Origin of the sequence: Paenibacillus barengoltzii G22 (assembly GCF_000403375.2) — a bacterium.
Lineage (GTDB): Bacteria > Bacillota > Bacilli > Paenibacillales > Paenibacillaceae > Fontibacillus > Fontibacillus barengoltzii.
Window position 1 is genome coordinate 384,014 of the sequence record NZ_KE159652.1, and the last position, 24,391, is coordinate 408,404.

At 51.3% G+C, this 24,391-nt stretch carries 24 protein-coding genes; 19 read left to right on the plus strand and 5 right to left on the minus strand.

The window, feature by feature from the left end; genetic code table 11:
- Position 1: 1 nt before the first annotated feature.
- The 4 genes from C812_RS01885 to C812_RS01900 all read left to right on the plus strand — a co-directional run bounded on the left by C812_RS01885 (position 2) and on the right by C812_RS01900 (position 5,415).
- On the plus strand, positions 2-1,741 hold the full coding sequence (locus tag C812_RS01885; protein WP_016310995.1) for a sensor histidine kinase: 1,740 nt from the start codon (positions 2-4) through the stop codon (positions 1,739-1,741).
- Between the two features lie 209 nt (positions 1,742-1,950).
- On the plus strand, positions 1,951-3,597 hold the full coding sequence (locus C812_RS01890) for an extracellular solute-binding protein (protein ID WP_016310996.1): 1,647 nt from the start codon (positions 1,951-1,953) through the stop codon (positions 3,595-3,597).
- A 15-nt stretch (positions 3,598-3,612) separates the two neighbouring features.
- On the plus strand, positions 3,613-4,503 hold the full coding sequence (locus C812_RS01895) for an ABC transporter permease (RefSeq protein WP_016310997.1): 891 nt from the start codon (positions 3,613-3,615) through the stop codon (positions 4,501-4,503).
- A gap of 21 nt (positions 4,504-4,524) precedes the next feature.
- The gene (locus C812_RS01900; RefSeq protein WP_016310998.1) at positions 4,525-5,415 is read left to right on the plus strand and encodes a carbohydrate ABC transporter permease; all 891 of its coding nucleotides are present in this window, start codon (positions 4,525-4,527) and stop codon (positions 5,413-5,415) included.
- Between the two features lie 81 nt (positions 5,416-5,496).
- Here the strand turns inward: C812_RS01900 and C812_RS01905 are convergent, their stop codons facing one another.
- Complete coding sequence (locus C812_RS01905; RefSeq protein ID WP_016310999.1) at positions 5,497-6,039, minus strand: PadR family transcriptional regulator; 543 nt, start codon at positions 6,037-6,039, stop codon at positions 5,497-5,499.
- Positions 6,036-6,881 (minus strand): sialate O-acetylesterase, encoded by an 846-nt coding sequence (locus C812_RS01910; protein ID WP_016311000.1) that lies wholly within the window; start codon positions 6,879-6,881, stop codon positions 6,036-6,038. The genes C812_RS01905 and C812_RS01910 overlap by 4 nt, the downstream gene beginning before the upstream one ends.
- A gap of 220 nt (positions 6,882-7,101) precedes the next feature.
- Here C812_RS01910 and C812_RS01915 point away from each other — a divergent pair, with 220 nt between their 5' ends.
- From C812_RS01915 to C812_RS01925, 4 genes are all read left to right on the plus strand, one after another.
- Positions 7,102-8,040: a glycoside hydrolase family 43 protein gene (locus tag C812_RS01915; protein ID WP_016311001.1), complete on the plus strand. Its 939-nt coding sequence runs from the start codon at positions 7,102-7,104 to the stop codon at positions 8,038-8,040.
- Entirely contained in the window at positions 8,037-8,183 is a 147-nt protein-coding gene (locus C812_RS22170) for a hypothetical protein (RefSeq protein ID WP_016311002.1), read from the plus strand. Before C812_RS01915 ends, C812_RS22170 begins: the two co-directional genes overlap by 4 nt.
- Positions 8,180-8,515 carry a cupin domain-containing protein gene (locus C812_RS01920; RefSeq protein ID WP_016311003.1) on the plus strand — a complete coding sequence of 112 codons (336 nt, stop codon included), beginning with the start codon at positions 8,180-8,182 and terminating at the stop codon, positions 8,513-8,515. Before C812_RS22170 ends, C812_RS01920 begins: the two co-directional genes overlap by 4 nt.
- A gap of 76 nt (positions 8,516-8,591) precedes the next feature.
- On the plus strand, positions 8,592-8,762 hold the full coding sequence (locus C812_RS01925; RefSeq protein WP_157274692.1) for a hypothetical protein: 171 nt from the start codon (positions 8,592-8,594) through the stop codon (positions 8,760-8,762).
- 22 nt (positions 8,763-8,784) lie between these two features.
- Here C812_RS01925 and C812_RS01930 read toward each other — a convergent pair whose 3' ends face one another.
- On the minus strand, positions 8,785-9,468 hold the full coding sequence (locus C812_RS01930; protein ID WP_016311005.1) for an MBL fold metallo-hydrolase: 684 nt from the start codon (positions 9,466-9,468) through the stop codon (positions 8,785-8,787).
- A 193-nt stretch (positions 9,469-9,661) separates the two neighbouring features.
- Between C812_RS01930 and C812_RS01935 the strand changes: the two genes are divergently transcribed.
- Positions 9,662-10,183 carry a YfiT family bacillithiol transferase gene (locus tag C812_RS01935; protein ID WP_016311006.1) on the plus strand — a complete coding sequence of 174 codons (522 nt, stop codon included), beginning with the start codon at positions 9,662-9,664 and terminating at the stop codon, positions 10,181-10,183.
- Positions 10,184-10,413: 230 nt separating this feature from the next.
- Positions 10,414-13,026: a carbohydrate-binding protein gene (locus tag C812_RS01940; protein ID WP_016311007.1), complete on the plus strand. Its 2,613-nt coding sequence runs from the start codon at positions 10,414-10,416 to the stop codon at positions 13,024-13,026.
- A 41-nt stretch (positions 13,027-13,067) separates the two neighbouring features.
- Here C812_RS01940 and C812_RS01945 read toward each other — a convergent pair whose 3' ends face one another.
- Positions 13,068-14,147 carry a permease gene (locus C812_RS01945; protein ID WP_016311008.1) on the minus strand — a complete coding sequence of 360 codons (1,080 nt, stop codon included), beginning with the start codon at positions 14,145-14,147 and terminating at the stop codon, positions 13,068-13,070.
- A gap of 204 nt (positions 14,148-14,351) precedes the next feature.
- On the opposite strand from C812_RS01945, the gene selD reads away from it, so the two are divergent.
- From selD to nagZ, 7 genes are all read left to right on the plus strand, one after another.
- A complete protein-coding gene (gene selD / locus C812_RS01950; RefSeq protein ID WP_016311009.1) occupies positions 14,352-15,404 on the plus strand; it encodes a selenide, water dikinase SelD in 1,053 nt (350 codons plus the stop codon).
- Between the two features lie 22 nt (positions 15,405-15,426).
- Positions 15,427-16,464 (plus strand): tRNA 2-selenouridine(34) synthase MnmH, encoded by a 1,038-nt coding sequence (gene mnmH, locus C812_RS01955; protein ID WP_036624522.1) that lies wholly within the window; start codon positions 15,427-15,429, stop codon positions 16,462-16,464.
- Positions 16,465-16,601: 137 nt separating this feature from the next.
- Positions 16,602-19,001, plus strand: coding sequence for an S-layer homology domain-containing protein (locus tag C812_RS01960; RefSeq protein WP_167669291.1), 2,400 nt, complete (start codon positions 16,602-16,604; stop codon positions 18,999-19,001).
- Between the two features lie 374 nt (positions 19,002-19,375).
- Positions 19,376-19,834: a DinB family protein gene (locus tag C812_RS01970; protein WP_016311013.1), complete on the plus strand. Its 459-nt coding sequence runs from the start codon at positions 19,376-19,378 to the stop codon at positions 19,832-19,834.
- 64 nt (positions 19,835-19,898) lie between these two features.
- The gene (locus tag C812_RS01975; protein WP_016311014.1) at positions 19,899-20,441 is read left to right on the plus strand and encodes a hypothetical protein; all 543 of its coding nucleotides are present in this window, start codon (positions 19,899-19,901) and stop codon (positions 20,439-20,441) included.
- Positions 20,442-20,478: 37 nt separating this feature from the next.
- A complete protein-coding gene (locus tag C812_RS01980) occupies positions 20,479-21,054 on the plus strand; it encodes an LOG family protein (RefSeq protein ID WP_016311015.1) in 576 nt (191 codons plus the stop codon).
- 50 nt (positions 21,055-21,104) lie between these two features.
- Positions 21,105-22,427: a beta-N-acetylhexosaminidase gene (gene nagZ, locus C812_RS01985; protein ID WP_016311016.1), complete on the plus strand. Its 1,323-nt coding sequence runs from the start codon at positions 21,105-21,107 to the stop codon at positions 22,425-22,427.
- Here the strand turns inward: nagZ and C812_RS01990 are convergent.
- Positions 22,415-22,750: an MGMT family protein gene (locus tag C812_RS01990; protein WP_016311017.1), complete on the minus strand. Its 336-nt coding sequence runs from the start codon at positions 22,748-22,750 to the stop codon at positions 22,415-22,417. The genes nagZ and C812_RS01990 overlap by 13 nt on opposite strands.
- Positions 22,751-22,923: 173 nt before the next feature.
- On the opposite strand from C812_RS01990, the gene C812_RS01995 reads away from it, so the two are divergent.
- Together C812_RS01995 and C812_RS02000 are read left to right on the plus strand one after the other, a co-directional pair.
- The gene (locus C812_RS01995; protein ID WP_244268268.1) at positions 22,924-23,754 is read left to right on the plus strand and encodes a DUF1361 domain-containing protein; all 831 of its coding nucleotides are present in this window, start codon (positions 22,924-22,926) and stop codon (positions 23,752-23,754) included.
- Positions 23,702-24,265 (plus strand): GNAT family N-acetyltransferase, encoded by a 564-nt coding sequence (locus tag C812_RS02000; RefSeq protein ID WP_016311019.1) that lies wholly within the window; start codon positions 23,702-23,704, stop codon positions 24,263-24,265. Before C812_RS01995 ends, C812_RS02000 begins: the two co-directional genes overlap by 53 nt.
- Positions 24,266-24,391: the final 126 nt, after the last annotated feature.

The following is a 24,391-nucleotide window of genomic DNA, read 5'->3' on the forward strand; positions in this document are numbered from 1 at the left end:
GATGAGAAAGCGCTTACCATTCGTTAGCATTAAATCGAAAATCGTGATTATCTGTCTAACGGTCATCATCGTGCCGATCTTAGCGATGACGGTCATCTCCTATTTCTCTTCCCAAAATCAATTGGAACGAAAGTATACGGAATTATTGATGGAAGTCGCCAAGCAGACGATTATCCGCATTGACGAGTATTTTAAGGAAATTGAGAAGATTTCGCTGGTAACGACTTTTGGAATGAACAACCCGGATCATCCCACAGAGAAAATTTACCCGATCCAAGAGTTTCTTCGAGACGACAGCGAACAGAACAAAAATGAAGTCTATGGCATGCTGATGAACTACATCATGATGAAAGATCAAGAAATCTCCATCTATGTATACAATCTAAACGGCGGGCAGGATCTGATTGTTGGTACCAATCAGCCTTATAACTACCGTTATCGTCCGACCCAAGAAGAGTGGTTTCAATCTTTTCAAGTTTCCACCAGTAAAATGATGATCCTTGATACTCACATCGACAGACAGACTCAAAACAACACCTTGGCCATCTCGCATGTTCGCAAGATCTTGGATACGGACAGCGGGACTCTGCTTGGCTTCATGGTCGTTAGTATTGATCTCGACGTCATTGAGATTGCCAGCAATCGGCTGCAAGAGTCGTTGCGGAAGCGATTCACCATTGTGGACGAATCGGACAACATCATATATAACAATGATTTTTCGTTAATTGGTCAGAAATTTTCAGAGACGATTCGGCCTAACCGGACGGATCATCTTATGGTCGCCAGCCGATTTGAACGTCAACGTTGGACGACCTATCTCTATATGCCGAAGAAAGAGCTCTCGGCGGAGGGAAATCTATTACGACACAACCTATACTTGCTGGCTACGCTGATGTTAATCTTCCTCGCGATCGTTTCCATTCTATTATCTACTGTGATTACACATCCCCTAAAAAAACTGATGAGAAATATCCTGCTGGTCGAGAAGGGGCAATTTGATCAGGTGCAAGAGATTCGTTCTCATGACGAAATCGGACATCTATCTACTCGGTTTCAAAGAATGTCGCATGAATTAAAACGGCTTGTCGAACGGATCCAACAAGAGGAGAAGGACAAGGCTACCGCCGAAATCCGCGCGTTGCAGTCCCAGATCAATCCTCATTTTCTATACAATACCTTGGGATCTGTGAAATGGATTGCCTCCATGCAGCAAGCGAACAAAATCGTGGAGATGACGGATGCGCTTATCGAGATGCTGTTTTATGCCGCCCGTTCCGAAGACGCATTGGTTACGGTTCGCCAGGAACTGGATAACCTGCGCAATTATATGATCATCCAGAAAGTACGCTACTACAACCGAATACGACTGGAAATCCAAGCGGACGAGGATACCCTCGATGAACGCATTCCAAAGCTGATTCTTCAGCCGTTGGTGGAGAATGCGATTTTCCACGGGTTGGCATGGAAAGAGGAGAGCGGTACGATCACGATCAACGTCGAGCGTTCGGGCAACGATATCTCGATCACCATTCAAGATAATGGCGTCGGTATGGACGATGAAACCCTCCATTCTCTTACCGATTCACTGGCCTATGCGGAGAAGGAGGAGGCCCAAAATATTGGACTTTATAATGTGATGCGGCGTCTTAAGCTTCATTATGGAGAGAATCATGGATTTGAGTTGAAGAGCAAGTGGGGGGAAGGCACCATCATCCGCATGGTTCTTCCGAATTTAACGTAAGATCTGGCCTCCATGACTGCGGGTTAGGCGGAATAACACTTTTTTTACTTTGCTTATATCATTTTTACTTCTTTCAAAATCTTTGAGTGGTTCTGCGCACAAGACGTAAAGAATCTAACATCAATAAGTCATTTTCGTTGATTTCTTGCGGCCTGACGCTTCTTCTACAATATAGGCGAAAGTATTCCATACTCATGAGGGGGGCAAGTATGAACAGAAAGCTAGTTTCCGTTTTATTATCCTTATCCTTTGTTCTTGTACTGGTATCGGCCTGCAGTAATTCTACAAATTCGAGTCAACCTGCTGTCAATGGAGAAGAACCTAAACAGGCAACAAATGAAAAAGGAGAAGTCGATTATGCGTTTGGCTCCTACGAAGAAACGGTCACCCTTCATACCGTTCGAGCCGAATATGCTTCTGCGCAATTTCCTGATGGCGATGATATGACCAAGAACATCTGGACGCGAGCGTATAAAGAGCGCTTCAATATTGACGTCGTAACGGATTGGGTAACCGACGAGTATGATACGAAATTAAATTTGGCGATATCCTCCAAGAAGCTTCCCGATGTGTTCCATGTCAATCCGACTCAATTGCAGCAATTGATTAAGGCGGATATGATCATGGATCTAACCGAAGTGTTCAATAAGTATGCCTCGGATCGTGTAAAAAGCTATATGGAAGCCGATCGCTCCAGTTATGAATCGGGAATGAAAGACGGCAAATTATACGGGATTCCTCAGATGCATTGGGGGATCATTGATCAGCCGGATTACATCTGGATTCGCAATGACTGGAAAGAAGAACTTGGTTTGCCGGACCCGAAGACGATCGACGACCTTAAGAATATCGCCCTTAAATTTAAAGAAGCCTATGGCGGATTCGGCATGGCCGTGGATCAGACGCTCGATTATTTGAATCTTCTGGCCGTCGGTTGGGGGGCTCACCCAGATATGTGGATCCCGGGCGAAGACGGGAAACTGGTATACGGAACGATTCAACCCGAGATGAAGAACGCCCTGGCCGATTGGGCGGAATGGTACAAACTGGGCATCATTGATCCGGAATTCGCCATTAAAGACTTTAGCGCTATGAACGCAGGTGTGGTGTCAGGCAAGGCAGGCATCCAACCTTATTATCAATGGTGGGGATATAACCCTGGTGTAGACGTCGTCACCAACTTGGGCAAAGAGGCGGTTTTTTATCCGTACAATATTCCAACCGTCGACGGGAAGCCAGCCACGCATTCCATTTTCTTTGCCAACGGAGTTTATACGGTAGTTAATAAGAACTGCAAAAATCCCGAAGCGGTTATCAAATTACTCAACTTCTACGCCTACATGCTGGATGAAGGAGCACAGAATGAGGATCCCGAAACCTTATCTGCCTTTTTGGATAATGATATTGCTCACGTTACCGGGGCATTCAAAATTATTAACCCGGAAACCGACTATACCCAGTTCGAGCATGTGAGTGAAGCGCTGAAAACCAACGACACGAGCAAATTCACGACAAGCGGGATGTGGCAGAAGTATAACAACAGCGTAGAGTTCAAGAAAAACGGAACTCCAGCGGCTACAGGTGATTATCTTCAACAAGGCAGCCCGAAGCCAGCGTACGGTCTTGCCAAGTCTATTCTTGACAACGAACAATATATCAAGACCGCGTTGTGGGGCGCTCCGCCTGAGGTGCTCGTCAAGTATGGATCGACCTTGGATGACATCCTCACGGAAGGCTTTACCAAAATTATCATGGGCGCAGAAAGCATTGATTATTTTGATAAGGTAGTTGAAAACTGGCGGACAGCCGGCGGTAACGAAGTAACTGAGGCCGTTAACGAAATGTACGGGCAATGAACGGAGGATCAAATCATGCTCAACAAATTATGGCGGCAGCGAGCCTTCCATCTCATGCTCATCCCGGGAGTGGTTCTGGTTTTTATTTTCAGCTATCTTCCCTTTTACGGATTAATTATTTCCTTTCAGGACTATAATCCTGGGCTAGGTTTCAACTCCCCCTGGGTCGGCATGGAGAATTTTCACCACGTCTTTCAACAGCCGAATTTTATAAGAACGATCTGGAATACCCTGTACATGTCCATCTTCAAAATTATCGGCGGCATTGTCGTCCCCGTCATCTTTGCATTGCTGCTGAATGAAGTAGCTCATACGTTTATTAAACGAACGTTTCAAACGTTGGTTTATTTGCCGAACTTCCTGTCGTGGGTGATCATGGCGGGTATCATGATTGACATTCTGAGCTCGGAAGGGATTGTCAATTCGTTTCTCGGCTTATTCGGGGTGGGCCCTATCTCTTTTCTAGGTAGTCCCGCCATCTTTCCTTGGACCATGATTGTGACGGATATCTGGAAGGGATTTGGGTTTGGAACCGTCGTTTATTTAGCGGCCTTAACAAGCATTGACCCTGGTTTGTACGAGGCTGCGGTCATGGATGGAGCGAGACGTTGGAAGCAAACGCTCTATATCACCTTGCCGTTGCTTGCGCCTACCATCGTGCTCATGTCCGTATTATCCCTGAGTAATGTACTGAACGCAGGGTTTGACCAGATATTTAACCTGTATTCCCCGGCTGTTTATGAATCCGGCGACATTATCGACACTTATGTATATCGCCTCGGAATCCAGCAAGCGCAATATTCCGTGGGAACCGCAGTAGGTTTATTTAAATCGGTTGTTTCCTGCGTGATGGTCGCCTTGTCCTATTTCTTGGCGGATCGGGTTGCAGGCTATCGAATCTTTTAGCGGGGAAAAGGAGGCTATTCGATGATATTAGACCGCAGTCCGGGACGTAGGCTGTTTCAAGCGGTAAACTACGTGATCCTCATATTAACATCGCTGCTTTGTATTCTGCCCTTCGTGAACCTGCTTGCCGTCTCTTTCAGCGGCAGTGCTGCTGTCTCGGCGGGGGAAGTCGCCTTTTGGCCGGTTGATTTCAATACAAAGGCTTATGCGTTTGCGATCAAAGGCGGGGAGTTTTTTCAAGCCTTATGGGTATCTGTCCAGCGCGTCCTATTAGGGACGCTTGTGAATCTTGTATTAATGGTGCTTACCGCTTACCCTCTGTCCAAATCCAAAGAGAAAGTAGCGGGGCGCGGGCTCTATATGGGATTTTTCGTGATCACCATGCTGTTTAACGGAGGGCTTATTCCGAATTATCTGATCGTTGTCAAAGCGGGGCTGATCGATTCCATTTGGTCTTTAATTCTGCCGGGGGCGCTTCCAGTTTTCAGCATGATTATATTAATGAACTTCATTCGGGGCTTGCCGGAAGAGATCGAGGAATCGGCCACTATCGATGGGGCGGGGCCTTTGCAAATTCTGATTCGAATTCTAATGCCAGTCTTAAAGCCGGCGCTGGCCACCGTCGGATTATTTAGCATCGTCGGTCATTGGAACTCTTGGTTCGACGGCATCATCTATATGAACGATACCGCCAATTACCCTCTGCAAAGCTATTTACAGACGCTGTTGCTGAATTTCGAGCAAATTATGCAGCGATCCAACAACGATTATACACAGCTCTTGGCGATGATGAATGTAAGAACGGGACGCGCCGCTCAACTCTTCCTGGGAGCACTTCCTATTTTGGCCGTTTATCCTTTCTTACAGAAATACTTTACGAGCGGCCTTGTCCTCGGCAGTGTGAAGGCATGATGAACAAGGGGGAGCGTTCGTCAATCTAGACAGTATCGACGAGGAATGGTCAAGAACCCCAGAGGCTCAGATGAAAGTCATCTAAGCCCTTGGGGTTCTTGTTATTTCTGTTTTTAATCGTTCAAACCATTCCAGGTTAACCAAGTGATGGGCTCGGGAGTTTTCGTTCATGAGGCGGAAGTAATCGAGAGTGCCCGGAATCTCCTGCGTACTGGACAGGTATTCATCCAAAAGTGCAATTCGGGATTTGGTCTGATCGATTTGCGACTGGATCAGCTCTAGCAGCTTGTCTTTGTCATATTCATCAGCAAACAGAAGCGCTCCATAAAATTGCAGGTTCACATACTCCGATTTGGTGCCGTATTGGACCATTAACTTTTCGAACTCTGCCCTTCCGGAGGGGGTGATTTTGTAGTTTCGCGTTTCGCGTCTGCTGGTTGTGGACTCTTGCTGGATCTGTTCAATCCAACCTTTCTCTTCAAGTTGCTGCAGATTGTAATAAAACGACCCCTTGGTGAAATTAACGATGTACTTGTAATGGCGTTGTTCCATGAGGGCTAGCAGCTCGTAGCCGTGAGCGCCGGGATTCTGGATCAGTAAGCCAAGGATCAGTAAGGGGATCAAGGCATCATCACCTTCGCCATCCTTGCTTCAAATTCCGCGTAGGTGATTTTACCCAATGCCAAATCCATGCTATGGAGGTAAATGAGTTCGTTTTTCGAATAATTACGCTCCACGTTCAGTGACTGCTCTTCTCCCGGAAGGGGCTCCAGGACATGACGTTTTTTCGAAAAAGCCTCAAAATACCGGTAGCCAAATTTACGCTGCGAAACCGCATCGATATGAATCCCATCCGGATTCGCGGTTAATTCCGCTGCCGTTACAAAATAACAATTTGGATGCGTGTTGGCATAACGCTGTAATTGCTCATTAACTTGTTGATATTCCGTCGCGTGCTGTCCAAAACCGGTTTTTCCTAAGAAATCCCCAAGCCCGCCAAGGATCAGCGGCACTTCATCATCCAGATTTAACTCGTTTCTCAAGGTCTCGATGATCAAGGCGAATTTCTCGTAGTAGGTTTCATGAAGTGAACCATAACTATCACTTTCTCCCTGATGCCAAAGAATCCCGCAGATTTGACTGGACTGCTGAGCGAAGCGGGCTTCGGATAAGGCATGCTGAAACAGGGTACCTTCCGGATGCCAATCCTTTAAGGAGCTGCCTCCTTCCGCACAAGGAATCAACCCGATTTCCTCATCGGGATGTGCCTTTGACCAGGCATCAGCAAAGGATGCCGCCAAGCTAACGCCAGAGACCGGACGGTCGTAATTGATCGGCTCCGTCATCATCTGCCACTGCCCGTTGCGCAGCATTTTGATTTTCTCATTATAGATCGGATCGACTTCATGCAAAAATCCACGACCCGCCATATTCGACTGACCTAACATTAAAAATGACTTGATCATCAGCTTAACTCCTTTATCTCGATTCAATAGTCTAATTAGACTATTGTTAGCTTATAACAGACTTGGGCAATAGTCAAATGAATGTGGGATGATGAAGGTCTGTTCTGCAATATGCAGGGGCGGTTCTTGTGTTTATAAGGCATTATGCAGGTATGGATCTCCCCGGCGGCGAATATAGCCTTAAATATCCATACAAGCCATTAAGCGAAGGAGGCGTCCCATGCACGAAGAGCAGAGAAAGAGATCCGGAAATCCCGTATTTCCAGGCTGGTATGCGGACCCGGAAGCGAGGATTTTTCAGGATCGATATTGGATTTACCCGACGTACTCGGCCCCTTATGATGAACAGACATTTTTTGATGCATTCTACTCTACGGATTTGACGGAGTGGACGAAGGTGGAGCGCATCCTGACGATGGACGACATCGCTTGGGCGCGGCGAGCGTTATGGGCCCCATCGCCGATCGAGCGAAATGGTAAGTTCTACTACTACTTTGCGGCGAATGATATCCAAAGCGACGAGGAGCTGGGCGGCATCGGCGTGGCAGTGGCTGATCGGCCAGAAGGGCCGTACCGGGATGCGCTGGGCAAGCCGTTAATTGATCGGTTTCATTTTGGAGCGCAGCCGATTGATCCTCATGTTTTTCTCGATGATGACAGAAGCGCTTACCTCTACTATGGGGGCTGGGGACATTGCAATGTGGCAAAGCTGACCGAGGATATGGTTCATCTGGACACATTCGAGGATGGAACCACGTTCAAGGAGATCACTCCGGACCATTATGTTGAAGGGCCTTGCATGTTTAAGCGTAACGGCATTTATTATTTCATGTGGGCGGAAGGGGGATGGACCGGACCGGATTATTCCGTGGCCTATGCCATGTCCGATTCACCGATTGGGCCGTTCAAGCGCGTAGGCAAGATTCTGCAGCAGGATCCAGCCATCGCCACCGGTGCCGGGCATCATGGATTTCTGCAAATTCCGGGCAGCGACGAGTGGTACATCGTTTACCATCGTAGGCCGCTTAATGAAACCAATGCGAATCATCGCGTAGTTTGCATGGATCGCATGTTGTTTGACGAGGAAGGGCGAATCCAGCCAGTGCAAATGACTCATGAAGGCGTTACGGCCAGACCGTTGCAGCGGGCGGAAGGATGACGAACAACTTTATGGATCTAACGTATTTGCAAAAAGGCAATGAACGACAACGCCAAGCTTACTATGAAACGCTGCTAACGCTGTATAAGTGGGAGGATGCACGGCTGCGCCATTTTATCGCAGAGAGGATGGAAATGACGTGATCAGTAAACAGAACGCAGAGCATTATGTGTGGGGCGGAAATTGCGACGGTTGGCGGCTGGTGGATCGGGAGGAGTGCAGCATTATCCATGAGAAAATGCCCCCGGACAGCCAGGAAGTCCGGCATTTTCACGAAAAGGCGGAGCAGTTTTTCTTCGTCCTGTCCGGTTGTCTGCATCTCGAATTGGACGGAATCCAATACGAGCTTCATCCGCATGAAGGGCTTGAGATCCCGCCGAATATGCCGCATCAGGCCATGAACCGATCCGCTGATTCGGTGGAATTCCTTGTTATATCCCGCCCAAATACACGGGGGGACCGAGTGCTGGCTTAAATCCACTGGAAGGATGCAGATAAAAGAAGAGGAGAACAGAAATGTACAGCCCCGGCTCGACCGGAGAATCCTGTATTTGATCGAACAAATGCTGCAAGAGCCAACGGCCGAGCGGATCGAAGCTTTTTACCATTCGGTCCGCACGTTTGCCGATTGGGGCGAGGACGACCGAAGCTGGCCGTCGCGTTTTATGGAAGACAGCGAAATAAACTGGTTAACCGGCTTAATTCCGGTAGGGGATATCTAGCGGTTCTGTTGCCGCGAACGGTTTATTTTACGCCTGCCGCAATCTCCTTCAGCCGTTCTTGAACCGCCCCGGTACATACGCCGCCATGATAGGTGATCACGGTTTCCACATCCAAGGCAGCCAATTTCTTGACCGATCTCAGGGCCTGGGGGTAATTCTGCGTGAAATTCGGTACGGGCGGCTGTACCTGGCCCTCGCTAGAGACGACTGCGTCTCCGCTGATTAACGTTTTACTGGAAGGATGATACAAGCTAATATGGTCAGGCGTGTGTCCTGGGGTGTACACGACTCGTAATCCTCCGCCAAATGGCAAATCGTCCCCGTCGTGAAGCGCCGTATTGACTTTCACCGACTCGGCGTAAGCACCGCCCTTAATCAGCGGGATTTCACCAGCCAGATACGGAATCCCCTCCTCGTGGGCCAACACTTCCAACTTCCCTTCCTTCGCCCGGATCAGCTCCGGCAGGCTGCCGATATGGTCGCGGTCTTGATGTGTAATGATCACATGGGTCAGCTGATCTAAGGAGAATCCTGCTTGCTCCAACCCTTCGCGAATCACATCCAATTGCCCGGGAACCCCGGTGTCAACAAGGACGAGATGATCGGTACCCCATAATAACGCCGCATGGACAGCCATCTGGTTCCCATTTTGCAACTTCAGGTTGAGCGGCAACGGCAGAATGCCGGATTCTTTAGAATGTTCCATTTTCGTCCCCTCCTCGACATTTAAACATAGTTTAACCTGCGCCAAAATCGTAGCAGAGAATAGCCCAAAGGACAAGTCCTAAGCTTTAATCGTATGGAATAGGTTATCGACAATGTCAGCTTGATCAGGTATAAATGAATCAATAAGAAAGTGAAAGTGGCAGTTTAATTCCTGATCAGGAGGCGAACCAGACATGGACCCTAGATATCCGATAGGCGAGTATGCCTTCACAGGCGAGATTACGGCGGCACAGCGGGATCAATGGATACGTGAAATCGAGACGCTGCCGACGCGATTAAGGCAGGCGGTGGCCGGATTAAGTGAAGATCAGCTGAACCTTCCTTACCGCGAGGGCGGCTGGACGCTGCGGCAGGTTGTGCACCATCTGGCTGACAGCCATATCAATGCCTACACCCGGTTTAAACTGGCGCTAACTGAAGAGACCCCAACGATTCGGCCTTATCACGAAGACCGTTGGGCGAAGCTGCCCGACTACGAGGGAGACATCGAAGCTTCACTGCTTCTGTTGGAAGCGCTGCATCGTCGCTGGACCCACCTGTTGAGATCGCTGAGCGAGGAAGATTTTGAGCGTTCGTTCCACCATCCCGAATCGGGGAAAACGACGAGCTTGGCCTACAACCTCGGAAACTACGCTTGGCACGGGAATCATCATCTTGCTCATATTACGGCGTTAAGAACGCGGCTGGATCTTTAGTTCCATCCTTCTCTTTTGCAGACAGCCTGAAAGTCCTAATAAGGACGGCAGGCTGTTTTTTGTTTGCATCGAAATTGGAAAAGAACTTTAATTTCCGCTATAAATCGGCATTTTGAGTTATAGAAAGAAAGCGCTGTCTATTTTAACATGGGGTTCGTAATCGAACTTATCGATGAAAGGATGGATGATTCGTGAAGGCTGGTACGGGGAAGAGGTCGAGGTGGAGTGCAATGCTCCGATATGTACTGATTGCGATATTGGCTTGTTCGCTGACAGGTGGCGCGCAGATCGCCCCAAAACAGGCGGCCGCTGAAGGAGGAAGCACGCAAGCAACGGAGGCGGTTTATACGTTTGAGGCGGAGGCGGCGGCAAATACCTACTCCGGCAAAGCCGGTCCGGTTCCTTGCGACACCTGCTCCGGCGGGGCAAAAGTAGGCAACCTTTACCAAGGCTCGGCAATGCAGTTTAACGGGGTGAATGTAACGGAGGCAGGCGTTTATAAGCTAAGCTTGTCCTATATTTCCGGGGATCCCCGTTCGTTTATGGTCAGCGTAAATGGCGGAGAGCGGGAGCGCTTCTCGCCGCCGGCGACGAAGGATTGGAATACGGTGGGCGTATTCGACTTCGAGGTCCGTTTACAGGCGGGTGATAATACGTTGTCTTTTGACGATGACGGCGGATATGCTCCGGATTTGGACAAAATCAGCTTGACCTTCGTCTCGTCCTCGGAGCCGGGAACCGATCCGGGGAACGGTGAAGATCTGGAGCTTGGTGCGCCGCTCAGCACGGTGAAATACGGGCCGATTGCCGTAACCCGGCACGCGAAAGGGATGAGCGTAACCAGCGGCAGTCTGAAGCTGCTCTATAATACGGAAAATGGGCTCTCGGCGTACAGCTGGAAAAATCGCGGTGAAGAGGCCAAGATCCAAGGGGCGTACAGCTCCATACAGTTGGACCAGTACTTAACCAGCAAGGATTACGCCAAGCATGAGTTCAAGCTGGAAGAGGTGGAGCGGTTCCACGACCGGGGCGGCAAAGGGATCAAGGTCACGGTGAACAACAGGCAGGAAGGTCTGCCGACCCTGAAGCAAATCTACTATATCTATGAGCAGAAGGATTACTTGCTCACTCAAGTTATTGCCGAGCAAGATACGCCGCTCGCAACGAACTATATTGCCCCGCTGATTGTAGATCACCGCGGCGGAGTGGATATCGGCCAATATGGCGACAACCGGGTGCTGGTAGCTCCCTTTGATAACGATGCATGGTCGCGGTATTTGTCCAAGACGATCAACACGGATCTCAACAATCAAAATTATGAAAGCTCGGAACTGACGGCCATTTTCGATAACGACAGCCGTCGCGGCTTTGTGGTGGGTTCGGTTAGCCATGATACGTGGAAAACCGGCATTTATTGGAGCGGATCCAATGACCGTCTGAACAAGCTGAACGTATATGGCGGCTTCACTTCTCTTGCTTCCACGCACGATTCGCTGCCGCATGCCAAGGTCAGCGGGACGACGATTGCTTCTCCGAAGGTGTTTGTTGGATTTTTTACCGACTATCAGGACGGTTTGGAAACCTATGGTCAGGCAAATGCAGTGGAAGCCCCGCCGCTGGCTTTTGGTCCCGGTGTTCCGCAAGGGGTTCCGGTGGGCTGGAACAGCTGGGGAGCTGTCGGCAGCAAATTAAGCTACGATCAAGTGATCGAAACCTCCAATTACTTTAAGGAGAAGCTGCAAGGAGAGTCGTTTAATAACGAAGGTCAGCTGTATATTAACCTCGACTCGTACTGGGATAATATGAACGATGAGCAACTGGGGCAGCTGGTGGATTATATTAAGGCGAACGGTCAAAAAGCAGGCATCTATTACGGCCCGTTCGTCTACTGGGGCGATAATTTGAACCAGACTGTGGAAGGCACGGACGGAAAATATACCTATGGCGATATCGTCCTTCGCGATGCGCAAGGGAATCCGCTGCCGAAGATAGACGGCGCCTATGCCGTCGATCCGACCCATCCAGGGACGAAGCAGCGTATCGACTATTATATGAATCGCTTTAAGGAGCATGGCTTCGAGTATATTAAGCTGGATTTTCTGAGCCATGGCGCATTGGAAGGCCAACACTTTAACCCGCAAGTTTTTACCGGCATTCAGGCTTATAACGAAGGAATGGCTTACATCGTGGATGCGCTGGACGGCTCGATGTTCATCAGCGCGTCGATCGCGCCGCTGTTCCCCAGCCAATACGCGCACAGCCGGCGGATCTCCTGCGATGTTGACGGTTCGCTGGGCAGTACGGAATACCAGTTAAACAACCTGACCTACGGCTGGTGGCAAAACGGAACCATCTACCGCTACACGGATCCGGACTATATGACGTTGGAGAAGGGCGGCTCGCTGCTTGGAGCGCAAACCCGAGTGAACGCAGCGGCGATTTCCGGTACTGTGTTCCTCAACTCGGATGATGCGGCGAATCAGACGGCCCGGGAATATATGGAGCAACTGCTGGTGAACCCGGCGGTGAATGCGGTGGCGAAGAAAGGGCTAGCATTCCGGCCGATGGAGGGCAACACCGGAACGGCAGCGGCGGACGCTTACATCTTAAAAGACGGCGGGGGATATTATCTCGCGATCTTCAATTTCACGAACGAGCCGGTGGAACGGACGATCTCCTTCGAGCGGGCTGCCATGGACAACAAAGGGAAGTCCGGCTTCCGCGTGACGGATCTGTGGACTGGTGAAGAATGGCGTGAGAAAACGGAGCTGCACGTCACACTGCAAGGGGCCGAGTCGAAATTGCTTCAGCTTGTTCCTGTTGCGGGGGGCGGAAAAAAATAAACAAAAAAAGGAGCCGTGAATCTCGGCTCCTTTTTAATTTGTTACAGCACCCAAGCGCCCACAATCCCGGCAACGATGCCAAGGATGACCACTGAGACGAACAAGAATCCCAACACCTTGCGCGGGAACGAACGCGACACCATCAGCAGAGACGGCAGGCTGACAGCCGGCAGCGTGATGAGCAGGGCTGAAGCTGGGCCTGCGCCAAGCCCAAGCGCGGTGAACGATTGAATAATCGGAATTTCCGCAGCCGTCGGAATGACGAACAACGTGCCGACGAGGGCAAACAACAGGATGGCCAGAATGCCACTGCCCAACTCAACGGGGAACAAGACGCCTTGGAAGGCTCCCAGCAGCAAGACGGACAACAGATACGCCGGTACAACGTTCAGGATCATCATCCCGAGGCTCTTCAACCAGCGAAGAGCGAACGGCCCCTCGTTCTTCTGTTCGGCTGCCGCTTCCGCCTTTTCCAGCTCTGCTGGCGCGGGAACCTGCTGGCCTTTCGCCAGACGGTTGGCGAGGTAACTTACCCCAAACGTCAGCACGATGCCAAACACGAGGCGGAGCAAAGTAAATTTCCAGGACAAGACAAAGGTCATGAAGATCAATGTCGCCGGATTCAGTACCGGATTACCCAGCCAGAAGGCCAGGCTGGCGCCGACGGATACATTACGTTTCCGCAGGCCGGCGGCGATAGGGGCGGCACAGCAGGTGCACATCATCCCCGGCAAGGAGACGATACCGCCCAGAAACGTGCTCTTAAACCGGCTGCTGCCGAGCACTTTATATAGCCATTGAGCCGGCAGGAGTACCTGGACAAGCGATCCTAGTAAAATCCCGAGGACGGCGGCCTTCCAGACCGATTTGAAATAGGCGGCTGCATAATCGACCGCGGCACTCCATGAAATGGGACCGGAAGCATCTGATCCAAGGATCGAAGAGCCAATCGAATGCTCGGTGGCGGCTTTGAACGCTTTTCCATAATAAGGCCACCACTTGACATAACTTAGGCCAGCGATGGCTATGATGAGAAACAGAACGACAAATATCGCCGTTTTGCGTTTATCCAAACCGCGTGGTTGCTGTTGCGGATAGTTGCCGCTTGATGATGAAACCATAGACTTCATTTCCCTTCACATATGATTCAAAATTTGAACTAAGACACGAAATATAGTATACCATACGATGGCAAGTGAACTACATTGAATCTGCTGGTAAGCGAGAAGCGGGACGGTTGCCATTTGTAATTCAACGGAGTACGCTTAAATAAGCATAAGCTAGAAAATCCTATATCGATACGTAGGGAAGGATTGTGATCCGTCATGTCTACTGTTGAACCTATAAAATTAACATCCTTGTCCAGCAAAGGAGGCTGCGGCTGCAAAATCGGCCCGGCAGACCTCATGCAAGTGATTCGAAGCCTCCCGCCAACGGTGCCGAATCCAGATCTGCTGGTGGGGCTTGATACAAGTGATGATGCCGGGGTATATCGGTTAAACGATGACCTCGCGCTGGTGCAAACGGTCGATTTCTTTACACCAATCGTTGACGATCCGTACGCGTTTGGCCAAATCGCCGCCGCAAATGCGCTCAGCGATATTTACGCGATGGGCGGTAAGCCGCTCACCGTGCTGAACATTGTAGCTTTTCCGATTTCCACTTTGGATAAAAGCATTCTGGCCGACATCCTGCGCGGCGCAGGAGACAAGGTGCAAGAAGCTGGAGCGACGCTGGTGGGCGGCCACTCCATCGACGACAAAGAGCCGAAATTTGGCTTAGCTGTTACGGGATTGGTACACCCGGACAAAGTGAGAACGAATGCTGGCGCCAAGCCGGGGGACAAGCTGATCTTAACGAAGCCGATCGGCGTTGGCATCATGACCACCTCGATCAAGAAGGATCAGCTCAGCGCAGAAGAGACGAAGCGGGTCACCGAAGTCATGTCGACCTTAAACAAAACGGCCGCTGAAGTCATGGAGCCGTATGATGTACACGCATGCACAGACGTGACCGGCTTTGGATTGATGGGACATGCCCTGGAGATGGCCAAGGGCAGCGGAACCGGCATCACCATCTTCCAGAGCCGCGTGCCGGTGCTTCCACGCGTGCGGGAATTAGCGGAGCAAGGATTTGTCCCTGGCGGAACGAAGAACAATTTCGCGCATGTGGAAGCGAACATTACGTTCCCGGACTCGCTGGACCAGATCGGCCGATACATCCTGTGCGATGCGGTGACATCGGGAGGCTTGCTGATTTCTGTGAATCCGGATCAAAGCGAGCAACTGTTGGATGAACTGCAGAAAGCCGGCGTTGAAGCGAGCCTGATCGGTGAGGTCACCGCAGAGAACGCGGGCCATATTGTGGTCGAAGCCTAGGAAGGGGTTTGCAGCATTGGATATGTTTCAGGATATAGGCTTGCAGGAATGGGCGGAGCAGCGAGAAAGCGGCAAAGCGATCACCATGATTGACGTTAGATCGCCCTCCGAGTTCGCCGAGTCCACGATTCCAGGCAGTTTGAATATCCCGCTGTTTGATGATCAGGAGCGGGCGGAAATTGGAACTTTATATAAGCAGGTGAGCGTAGACGCCGCCAAACAACGCGGGCTTGAGATCGTTTCAGCCAAACTGCCCGACTTTGTCCGGAAGTTTGCGGAAATCCCGGGGCGTAAAGCGGTGTTCTGCTGGCGTGGTGGGATGCGAAGCCGAACGACGGCGACGCTGCTCAGTCTGATGGATATCCATACGTACCGGCTGGCCGGCGGATATCGCGCTTATCGCCAATGGGTTGTCAGCACGCTCGAGCAGATGGAGTTTGCTCCTGAACTCACCGTGATTCACGGGAATACGGGAAGCGGCAAAACCTTGCTGCTTCGCAAGCTTCAGGAACAAGGGTATCCCGTTATCGATCTGGAGAAGATGGCGGGTCATCGGGGCTCGGTGTTTGGGCAAATTGGGCTGCAGGCGCATAACCAGAAGATGTTCGACTCGCTGCTGTTGGATGATCTCCTGCGTTATCGGGAAGCGCCTTACGTGTTGATGGAGGCGGAAAGCAAACGAATCGGCAAGGTGGTTGTCCCTGAATTCCTCATGGAGAAGAAAGAGCAGGGGCGGCATATCCGGATCGATCTGCCAACGGACGTACGGGTGCAGATCATTTTGGAGGATTACGAGCCTTGGAACAATCCGGAGGGCTGTCTGCTAGCGTTCCGAAAAATCAAATCCAGAATCCATACGCCCATCGCTGCGGAAATCGAACAAAGCCTGCTTGCAGGCCGCTATGACCGCGCGGTTGAGCTTCTTCTAACTTACTACTATGATCCTCGGTATGCCCATACAGAAGGGCAATACGAGGGAGCGGAATTTACGGTGATTCGGGCCAACACGGTTGACGAAGCCGTCATGGAAGTTCAACGACTCTTACCGAAGTCGGTTTGATTCGGGGAATTTCTTCTTAACAGCTCGCAGAGGTTCTGCGGGCTGTTTTTTTGCTAAGCCGTTTTAGGGATGGTAAATTCAGCCAATTGCATTTACAATGGAAAAGAAAAATGGGTAAATGTGGGAAGGTGAAACGGTTGAAGCAACAGTTAAATCTAATCAGCAAAGCAGCACGGCAAAAGCCGCCTGTCAAATTGGCATTTCTTGGTTTGGTGGCGCTTTCAGTGGCCTTGCCGCAGGGGGCGGCGCTGGCAGAGGAGGCCACAGCCTCTACGTCAACAACGACGACGATCGTAAACACCGGGAACTTGGGAACCGATCCGTCCAAGCAAGGGGAGGCAGTTGCCGATTCGTCTCGTGCCAAAATTACGAAGGAGCAGGCTATCGCTAAGGTTCGGGAGTTGTTTCCGGTTTTGAAAGAGGCGACAGTGAACCAGGTCGAATACGGGATTCATAATGTGTACCCTGCACCAAGCTATCAGGATGTCTGGACCATTCATTGGCAAGTTGAAGTTGGCAATGGGAGTCACAGCTTTTCAAGCAGGGTGGATGCCATCACCGGGGATTTGATGAGCACCTATATTACCTTTCCGCGACAAGGCAATAAGGTCTATTATCCTCCGAAATTAACGAGAGAGCAGGCTTCGGAACAAGCGAAGGCCTTTCTCGCCAAAGCTGCTCCATCGTTATCAGCCGATGAGGTGAAAGAAAGTGATTCTCTTTTTTACTTGGATTCGCAGGCTTTATTTGGTCCGGTACAGTATGATTTTTCTTTCGATGTTCTGAAGAATGGGCTGCCCTCCGGTTTTGAATCCATTCATATCACGGTAACCGGCGATGGAGAAGTCGTCTTTTTTAGCCGTTCTGAGGAGAGGTTGGAATATCCGTCCTCCGTTCCGACGGTTTCTAAAGCGGAAGCGGAGAAGAAGTTCCGAGACGAGTTCCAGGTTGAACTGGGGTATGTCCCGGTACGGAAGAACGGTGCCATTTCCGATTGGATCCTGGCTTGGCAGCCGGTTTCGGATGCTTTCCTGGCCATTAACGCCCAGACGGGACGCAAGATTAACAGTGAAGGTACAGAGCTGACCTCCACCACGATTACAATTAGCGATGTTCCAGCCGGGACCAAGATATTTGAGCCGCGCACTTCTAAAGTGGAATTAACATCTGATGAAGCCGCGAAGTTGGTGGAACAAACGGCTTTTATTCCAGAAGGCCGGAAGCTTAGATATCCGAGTATGAGCAGCGATTACAGGAATCCGGAGAGGAAGACATGGAGCTTAAGATGGGAAGAGGAGCGTCAGAACCTGACGGGACCGATGTATTTCCCGGCCCAGACGTACGCCACGGTCGATGCCTTGAGCGGACAAATTCTCGAGTTCCAGATTGAAGCCTTTAATTATGGCGAGCCGCGTGAACCGTTGGCGCCTCCGCCTGGAGCAGCGAAACTGAATTATGAGCAAGCGAAGCAGCGCGCCTTGGAATGGGTGAACCAGTTATATCCGCAAGCGAGCCGGAACCTAAAACTGATTGAACGCGGGGAATCTTGGAGTCGCCTCTCGAATGGAGAGCAATTCCGCTTCGAATTGACCCGTTACGTTAATGACCTTCCGGTGCTCGGTGGAGGGGTTTTTATTACGGTCGATGCGTATGGTCGGTTGTTCTTCTATTCTGTGAACCACGAGCAAATTCCGGAGGATCTGCCGGACAGCCAAACAGCAACCGTAACAGCGGAGCAAGCACTCCAATCGTACCTGGACAACTTTAAATTAGAATTGCAGTATAACCAGATCGGCGGGTATATGATTGATAATACCTACGTGGATCCAAAGGTATACCTCGTTTACTCACCGCAATTCAAGGATCCAGGAACGTCTTTTCAAGTGCTGAATGCCGTGACGGGCAAGTGGGTGACGACGTATGAGGGCATCCGCATGGAACCAACGCGGGGTGACATCGAGCCCAAAGATGTGAAGGGCCACTGGGCAGAGGCAGATTTGAAGACCCTGGTTCAATACCGCATTCTAGAAACGGATGAGCAAGGGAAGCTGAATCCCAATGAGACGATCACGGTGGGGGACTGGCTGACCTATGCCGTGAAGGCGGCGAATCCTTATTATACAAGCTACGTGCTGGCATCCCCGTCTGCCGCGTCAGCAGAGGTCTCGATGGACGACAAGTATTCCCAGGCGGTGAAGTACGCTGCCGATTTGGGGTGGATCGATCCGGCCGAGCCGTTACAACTGGATCAGAAGCTGACCCGAGAGCAGCTGGCCGTCTTGCTTACCTCGATGGTCAAATACGATCGCTTGGCGGCGAATTTCTTCGGCAAAGACGCATTCATCAACCAGTTCAGCGATGCCAAGCAAATCACTCGCCCCGGCGAGGTCACCATAGCGGTTCGACTCGGATTGCTGCAAGGCCAGAACGGCAAATTCAACCCGCAGCGCCAAGTCACCAAAGCCGAAGCCGCTTCTATCCTGATGAGATTGGTGAAGCTCCAAGGTCATACCGATCAGCCGATTGCCTCGCAGTAAGCCCCAGGATAGAGTGTTGACTCTCCCCTTTGAGGAGGCATTACGCTCCGGGATTGCCCACGATAATGAGGAAGTTCAACAGCTCATTGAAAGACATCTGGATTTTATGAAAAAATTTGGTCAGAAGGACAACAAACTGGTCTGGCCTATTACTTGCTGGCAGTGGCTGAAGCTTATGCAGCTACCGTATCGGGTACCGCCGGCAGTGACCAGTAATCCATATGAGCCCAATCCCACAAAGGCTCCCGTGACCTGAGGTCCGGCCCTTTTTACATTCCGCGTGCTGAATTAAGACAGACACTTATGGTAAAATCAGGTTACTGCTGAGGGCGTGGAGTACAGTGGCACCTTTACCAGGGAAAGGAGTTGGATGGATGTTAAAGTGGTTTCAATATAATTGGCAAGTCCGGGACGAATGGTTTCACTGGTGTGAGAACATTCCTGAAGAAGAGCTGCTGCGCAAGCGGGTTGGCGGTGTGGGGAGCATTTTACAGACCTTATTTCATATCGTTGATGTTGAATGGAGCTGGATCCGCACCATCGAAGGGAAACCGGATTTTCAGGAGGACTTCAAATCATTTATGTCCTTGGAATTGGTGAGGAAGCTGTCGGATTCCTTTCATACGGAAGTCGAGGCGTTTCTGCAGACTTGGACCCCGGAGATGGAGGGATTGCTTGTGACCGCTTCCTGGGGAAGAGAGTTTACGCAAGGTGAAATCCTCCGTCATATCATTGCCCACGAGATTCATCATATCGGTCAGCTGTCCGTGTGGTCACGGGAATTGGGGAAGGTGCCGGTGTCGCCGAATTTTATTGACCGAGGTCTTCGTTAGCTTTTGATCAAAAAAGGGTAACCTAATCCATATCTCCCAAATGACGACGGAGGAGGAAACGACTTTGAGACAAAACATTCAGGTGCCCTTTGGTTATGAACCTCCGGCTCCGAGCCGGAAAGGGACGATCATCTTCTACGATTCCTTTGAGTCGATTTCGGACGAAGAGCTGCTGCGAGCCGCCGAAGAGGCGGAGACCCGCAAGTTTGCGAAGCTGGTCCTTTATCCACTGCACGAAGAAACGGTGAGACGGATGTCGAAAGAACCGGTGAGTCCTTTCTATCGCAGAGAGGACCGGCTGCATGCATGGAGACGAGAGCAGAAGGGAACCGGTCCGGCGATCCTTGTGGAAGGCTGGGAAGGCAAGCGAAAAAAGTATACGCCCATCGACACAGCCCTTCGCCACCTGACGGAGCTGTATCCGGCTCCCTATTTCCTGTATCTGACTCCGGAGATGGCGAACCAATTTGCTTCCTTCTCCTCTTTTGAGGAGTGGATCGTCAAGATCCGGCTTCTGCTGGCGGCCGAGCTGAGTCATCCCCATCCGCGGCTGGAGAAGTACAGCCATCGTTGGGATTTGGCCGGTACACGGTTAGATTTCGCTTGAAGACGTGGGGTCCATTTATTTTGCAGGAGGGAAGAGGATGAAATCGATTTGCGTATTTGCCGGCTCGCGATTTGGCGAAGACGAACAATACCGCATCCAGGCGGAACAGCTGGGAAAAGTCATGGCACAGCGGGGATACCGCTTAATTTATGGTGGTTCGAGGCATGGGCTGATGGGTGCCGTAGCGAATGCGATATTGGAGGCAGGCGGTGAAGCGATTGGCGTCATGCCCTCCGGTTTGATTCACGGTGAAATGGCGCACCCGGGGCTGACGCAGTTTATCGAGGTCGAAGGCATGCATGCCCGGAAGGCGAAGATGAGCGAGCTCGCAGACGGGTTCATCGCTCTGCCCGGTGGATTTGGCACGTTGGAGGAATTGTTTGAGGTGTTGTGTTGGCTGCAAATCGGTATCCACCAGAAGCCGGTTGGCGTTCTCAATGTGCAGGGCTATTATGAGCCCCTGATGGAGTTGGTGAATTCCTGCATCCGAGCGGGCTTTGTCCATCCCGGGCATGAAGCCTTGATTAATGTCGCCGAGGAACCGGAAGAATTGTTGATGCGGATGGAGAATTTTGTACCGGTCATTGCAGAGAAGAAATGGAAGCAGGGGTGAAGCGAACCCCGTGAAGTATAGGCATTACAAAAAGAGACGGAGGTGATAGAATGGACAGAATCAACACATCGCATCGGAGCAAAAGCCTCTGGACGATCACTTGCTTGCTGCTGCTTGTGACCCTCTTGATTGGAGGATGTTCGGGGGCTGCTCGCAATCCTTCGTCTTCGGCTGGCGAAGGAACGGGGGCTTCCGGCTCCAACGGGACGGAGACGAACCAAGGGCAGACGCCCCCTTCAACCCCTGAAGCGCCGGAGGAACCGGAGAAACCAGCTGATCCTGCCGCCAAACTGCTGGATGAGCTCAGCACCGAGGAGAAAATCGGCCAGCTTGTTCTGGTGGGCATGGATGGAACGGAGCCAAATGACGTGACTCGGCAGCTCATTGAGGAGTATCACGTGGGGGGCTTTATTTTCTATAAAAACAACATCCAGGACACCAAGCAGGCGCTGGCCTTATTTAACGGCTTGAAAACCGCTAACCAGAACAAGGCGGTGCCGCTGTTTCTGAGCGTGGACGAAGAAGGCGGACGGGTCAGCCGCATGCCTGGCGAACTTGCGAAGCTGCCCGCCGCTCGCAAAATCGGTAATACCGGCAGCACGGAATTGGCGGGGCAAATCGGCGAGATCATTGGGAAAGAGCTGGCCGGCTTCGGACTGAACCTGGACTTTGCCCCGGTGCTTGACGTCAACAGCAATCCGGATAATCCAGTGATTGGGGATCGAGCATTTGGCACGAAGCCGGAGATCGTCAGCCGTATGGGTATTGCCGTAATGAAGGGAATTCAGGAGCAGGGGATCATTCCGGTCGTAAAGCATTTTCCGGGACATGGCGATACTTCGGTGGATTCGCACCTGGGGCTGCCCGTGGTAGAGCATGACTTGGACCGGCTGCAGAAGCTGGAGCTGGTGCCCTTTAAGCAGGCGATTCAAGAGGGAGCGGATGTCGTCATGATCGCTCACCTGTTGATGCCCAAGCTGGATCCTGATCATCCGGCTTCCTTCTCCAAGGCGGTGATTCATGACTTGCTGCGGGAGGAGCTTGGATACGAGGGGACGATCATTTCCGATGATATGACGATGGGCGCCATCGTGGAGCATTATGATATCCGTGATGCGGCCGTGCAGTTCATTCAGTCCGGCGGGAACATCGTGCTCGTGGGTCATGACGCAGAGAAGGAGAAGCAGGTGATTCAGGCGTTACGCGATGCCGTCAACTCCGGCACGATTTCCACGGAAACGTTGGATGAACGAGTGTATGATGTGTTGAAGCTGAAGCAGAAATATCAGCTCAGCAACGACCCTGCGCAGGGACCAAATACGAAGCAATTAAATCAGGATATCAGCGATATCCTTAAGCCTTACGGGCTTTGATCCTTGGAGCTGTCCGGGCGGTACTGGTGCTGATAACGATCCAGATCAATTCGTCCGCCTGGCAGCACTTCAACGCCTTCCGCCTCCAGGTTCCAGGTCTGCTCTTGGAAGGCGGATTCGTCTTGCAATGCGATGTGCCCCTTCCCGTTCACAACCCGGTGCCATGGTAGTCCGTATTTGCTGCTCATGCTGTGAAGAATGCGGACCACCTGCCTCGCGGCACGGGGACTTCCTGCTGCGGCAGCGATTTGGCCGTAGGTCATCACTTTGCCTGGCGGGATGGAGGAGATGATATCAATCGTTCGTGCGGTAAATGGTTGCATGATGAACTACTCCTTATTATCAAGGTTGTCTATACCGTTATATACCACGCCGCAATCGTAAGTTCCAGCGCTACCTTATCCGTCCCAGCCAGGAACAGAGGAGGATCGCTGCTATGGTAACGATCCGCCGGCTCCAAACGTATATAGGTCAAAGGCAGACGGGAGGGATAGGTTTGCAACGGTGGAGGATGCTGGGGTATCCGGAGAAATGGATTTTATATGCAGTTTTATTTATGTTCACGGTGATTGGGATGAAATATGCCATCAGCACGAGGTTGCCAGATGGCGGACGGCCGCCTTATTTGTTCCTAATCTGGAACGTGTTTTTGGCTTGGATTCCGCTTGGGCTGGCAGTTCTGCTCGATGTGATTCACTTGATCCCATCGCGAACAGTCAAGGTGGCTTTAGGCGTTCCGGTTGGGCTGTTATGGCTGTTTTTCTATCCGAATGCGGCATATCTCATCACTGATTTACTGCACCCGTTTAACCGCTACCCGATTGCAGCAGGCACCCGGTTCTGGGAAGAGCTGTTGTTCTGGGACCACCTTTTGACGTTGTTGTTTGCCGCGTTGCTCGGTTTGGCGCTGGCAACGGTATCCTTGGCATCCGTACATCACCTGGTGCGGCGAGCGGGAGGCAGCTTGGCAGGTTGGGCGTTTGCCGTCCTCGTGCTGCTGCTGAGCAGTTTCGGCATTTATCTCGGCCGCTTTATCCGCTGGAACAGCTGGGACCTGCTCAGGCATCCGGGATATGTGCTCGAGGAAACATTAGCTTATTTCACCGATGCCGCGAACGTGGCGCATATGGTGGGATTTTGCAAATGGATCTTTCTCATTACCTTCTTCTGTTATGTGGTGCATTACGGGTTGGCGAGAATGTATCACACCTCGGAACGGGGGCAAGGGATAAGGGGTAACAGAAAAATCGAAGCGAGATCCGGGGGGATGGGACATGACGGAAATGAAAGAGCAGCTGCGGCGGCAGTTTCCAGTCCTGGAAAGTGAGCGGCTGGTGCTGCGACGGCTGCTTCCGGAGGATGCGGAGGCGATGTTTCGCTGCATGTCCGATCCGGCGGTGCGCGCCTTTACGGAACTGAATCCGGGGAAACTGCTGTTTCCCGGTCGACTCTACCGCTACTTCGAGGAATCCTACCGGTTTTTGCGGGATCTTCACTTTGCTGTGATTCGTAAAACGGAAGGGGATTGGATTGGGTTATGCTCGCTGCAGTATTGGGACGTTGAGGGACAAACGGCACGGCTCGGTTATCTGATCGCCCCGGCGTATTGGAACCAGGGCTATGCAACCGAGGCGGCAGCGAGTGTGCTGGATTTCGCCTTTGAGACGCTTGGACTTGGCTCCGTTGAAGCGCGCTGCAGCCCGGACAATCCGGCATCGGAGCGCGTCCTTCGGAAATGCGGTCTGCGGGAAGCTGGAAGGCTCTCCCCGGCGGGACGCAGTGGCCAAAAATGTGTGCTCAAGCGATATATCATCGAAGGGAAGTCCTTTGAAACATAAGTGATCGTTTTTGTTACACAAATGAAATATAGCTGTGATCAAACCCTAATAGAAAGGGGGTACACTTATTACATGACCCCCTTTTGAATATATATCTCTCTTAAGAACCCGAAGGACGTGATCGGG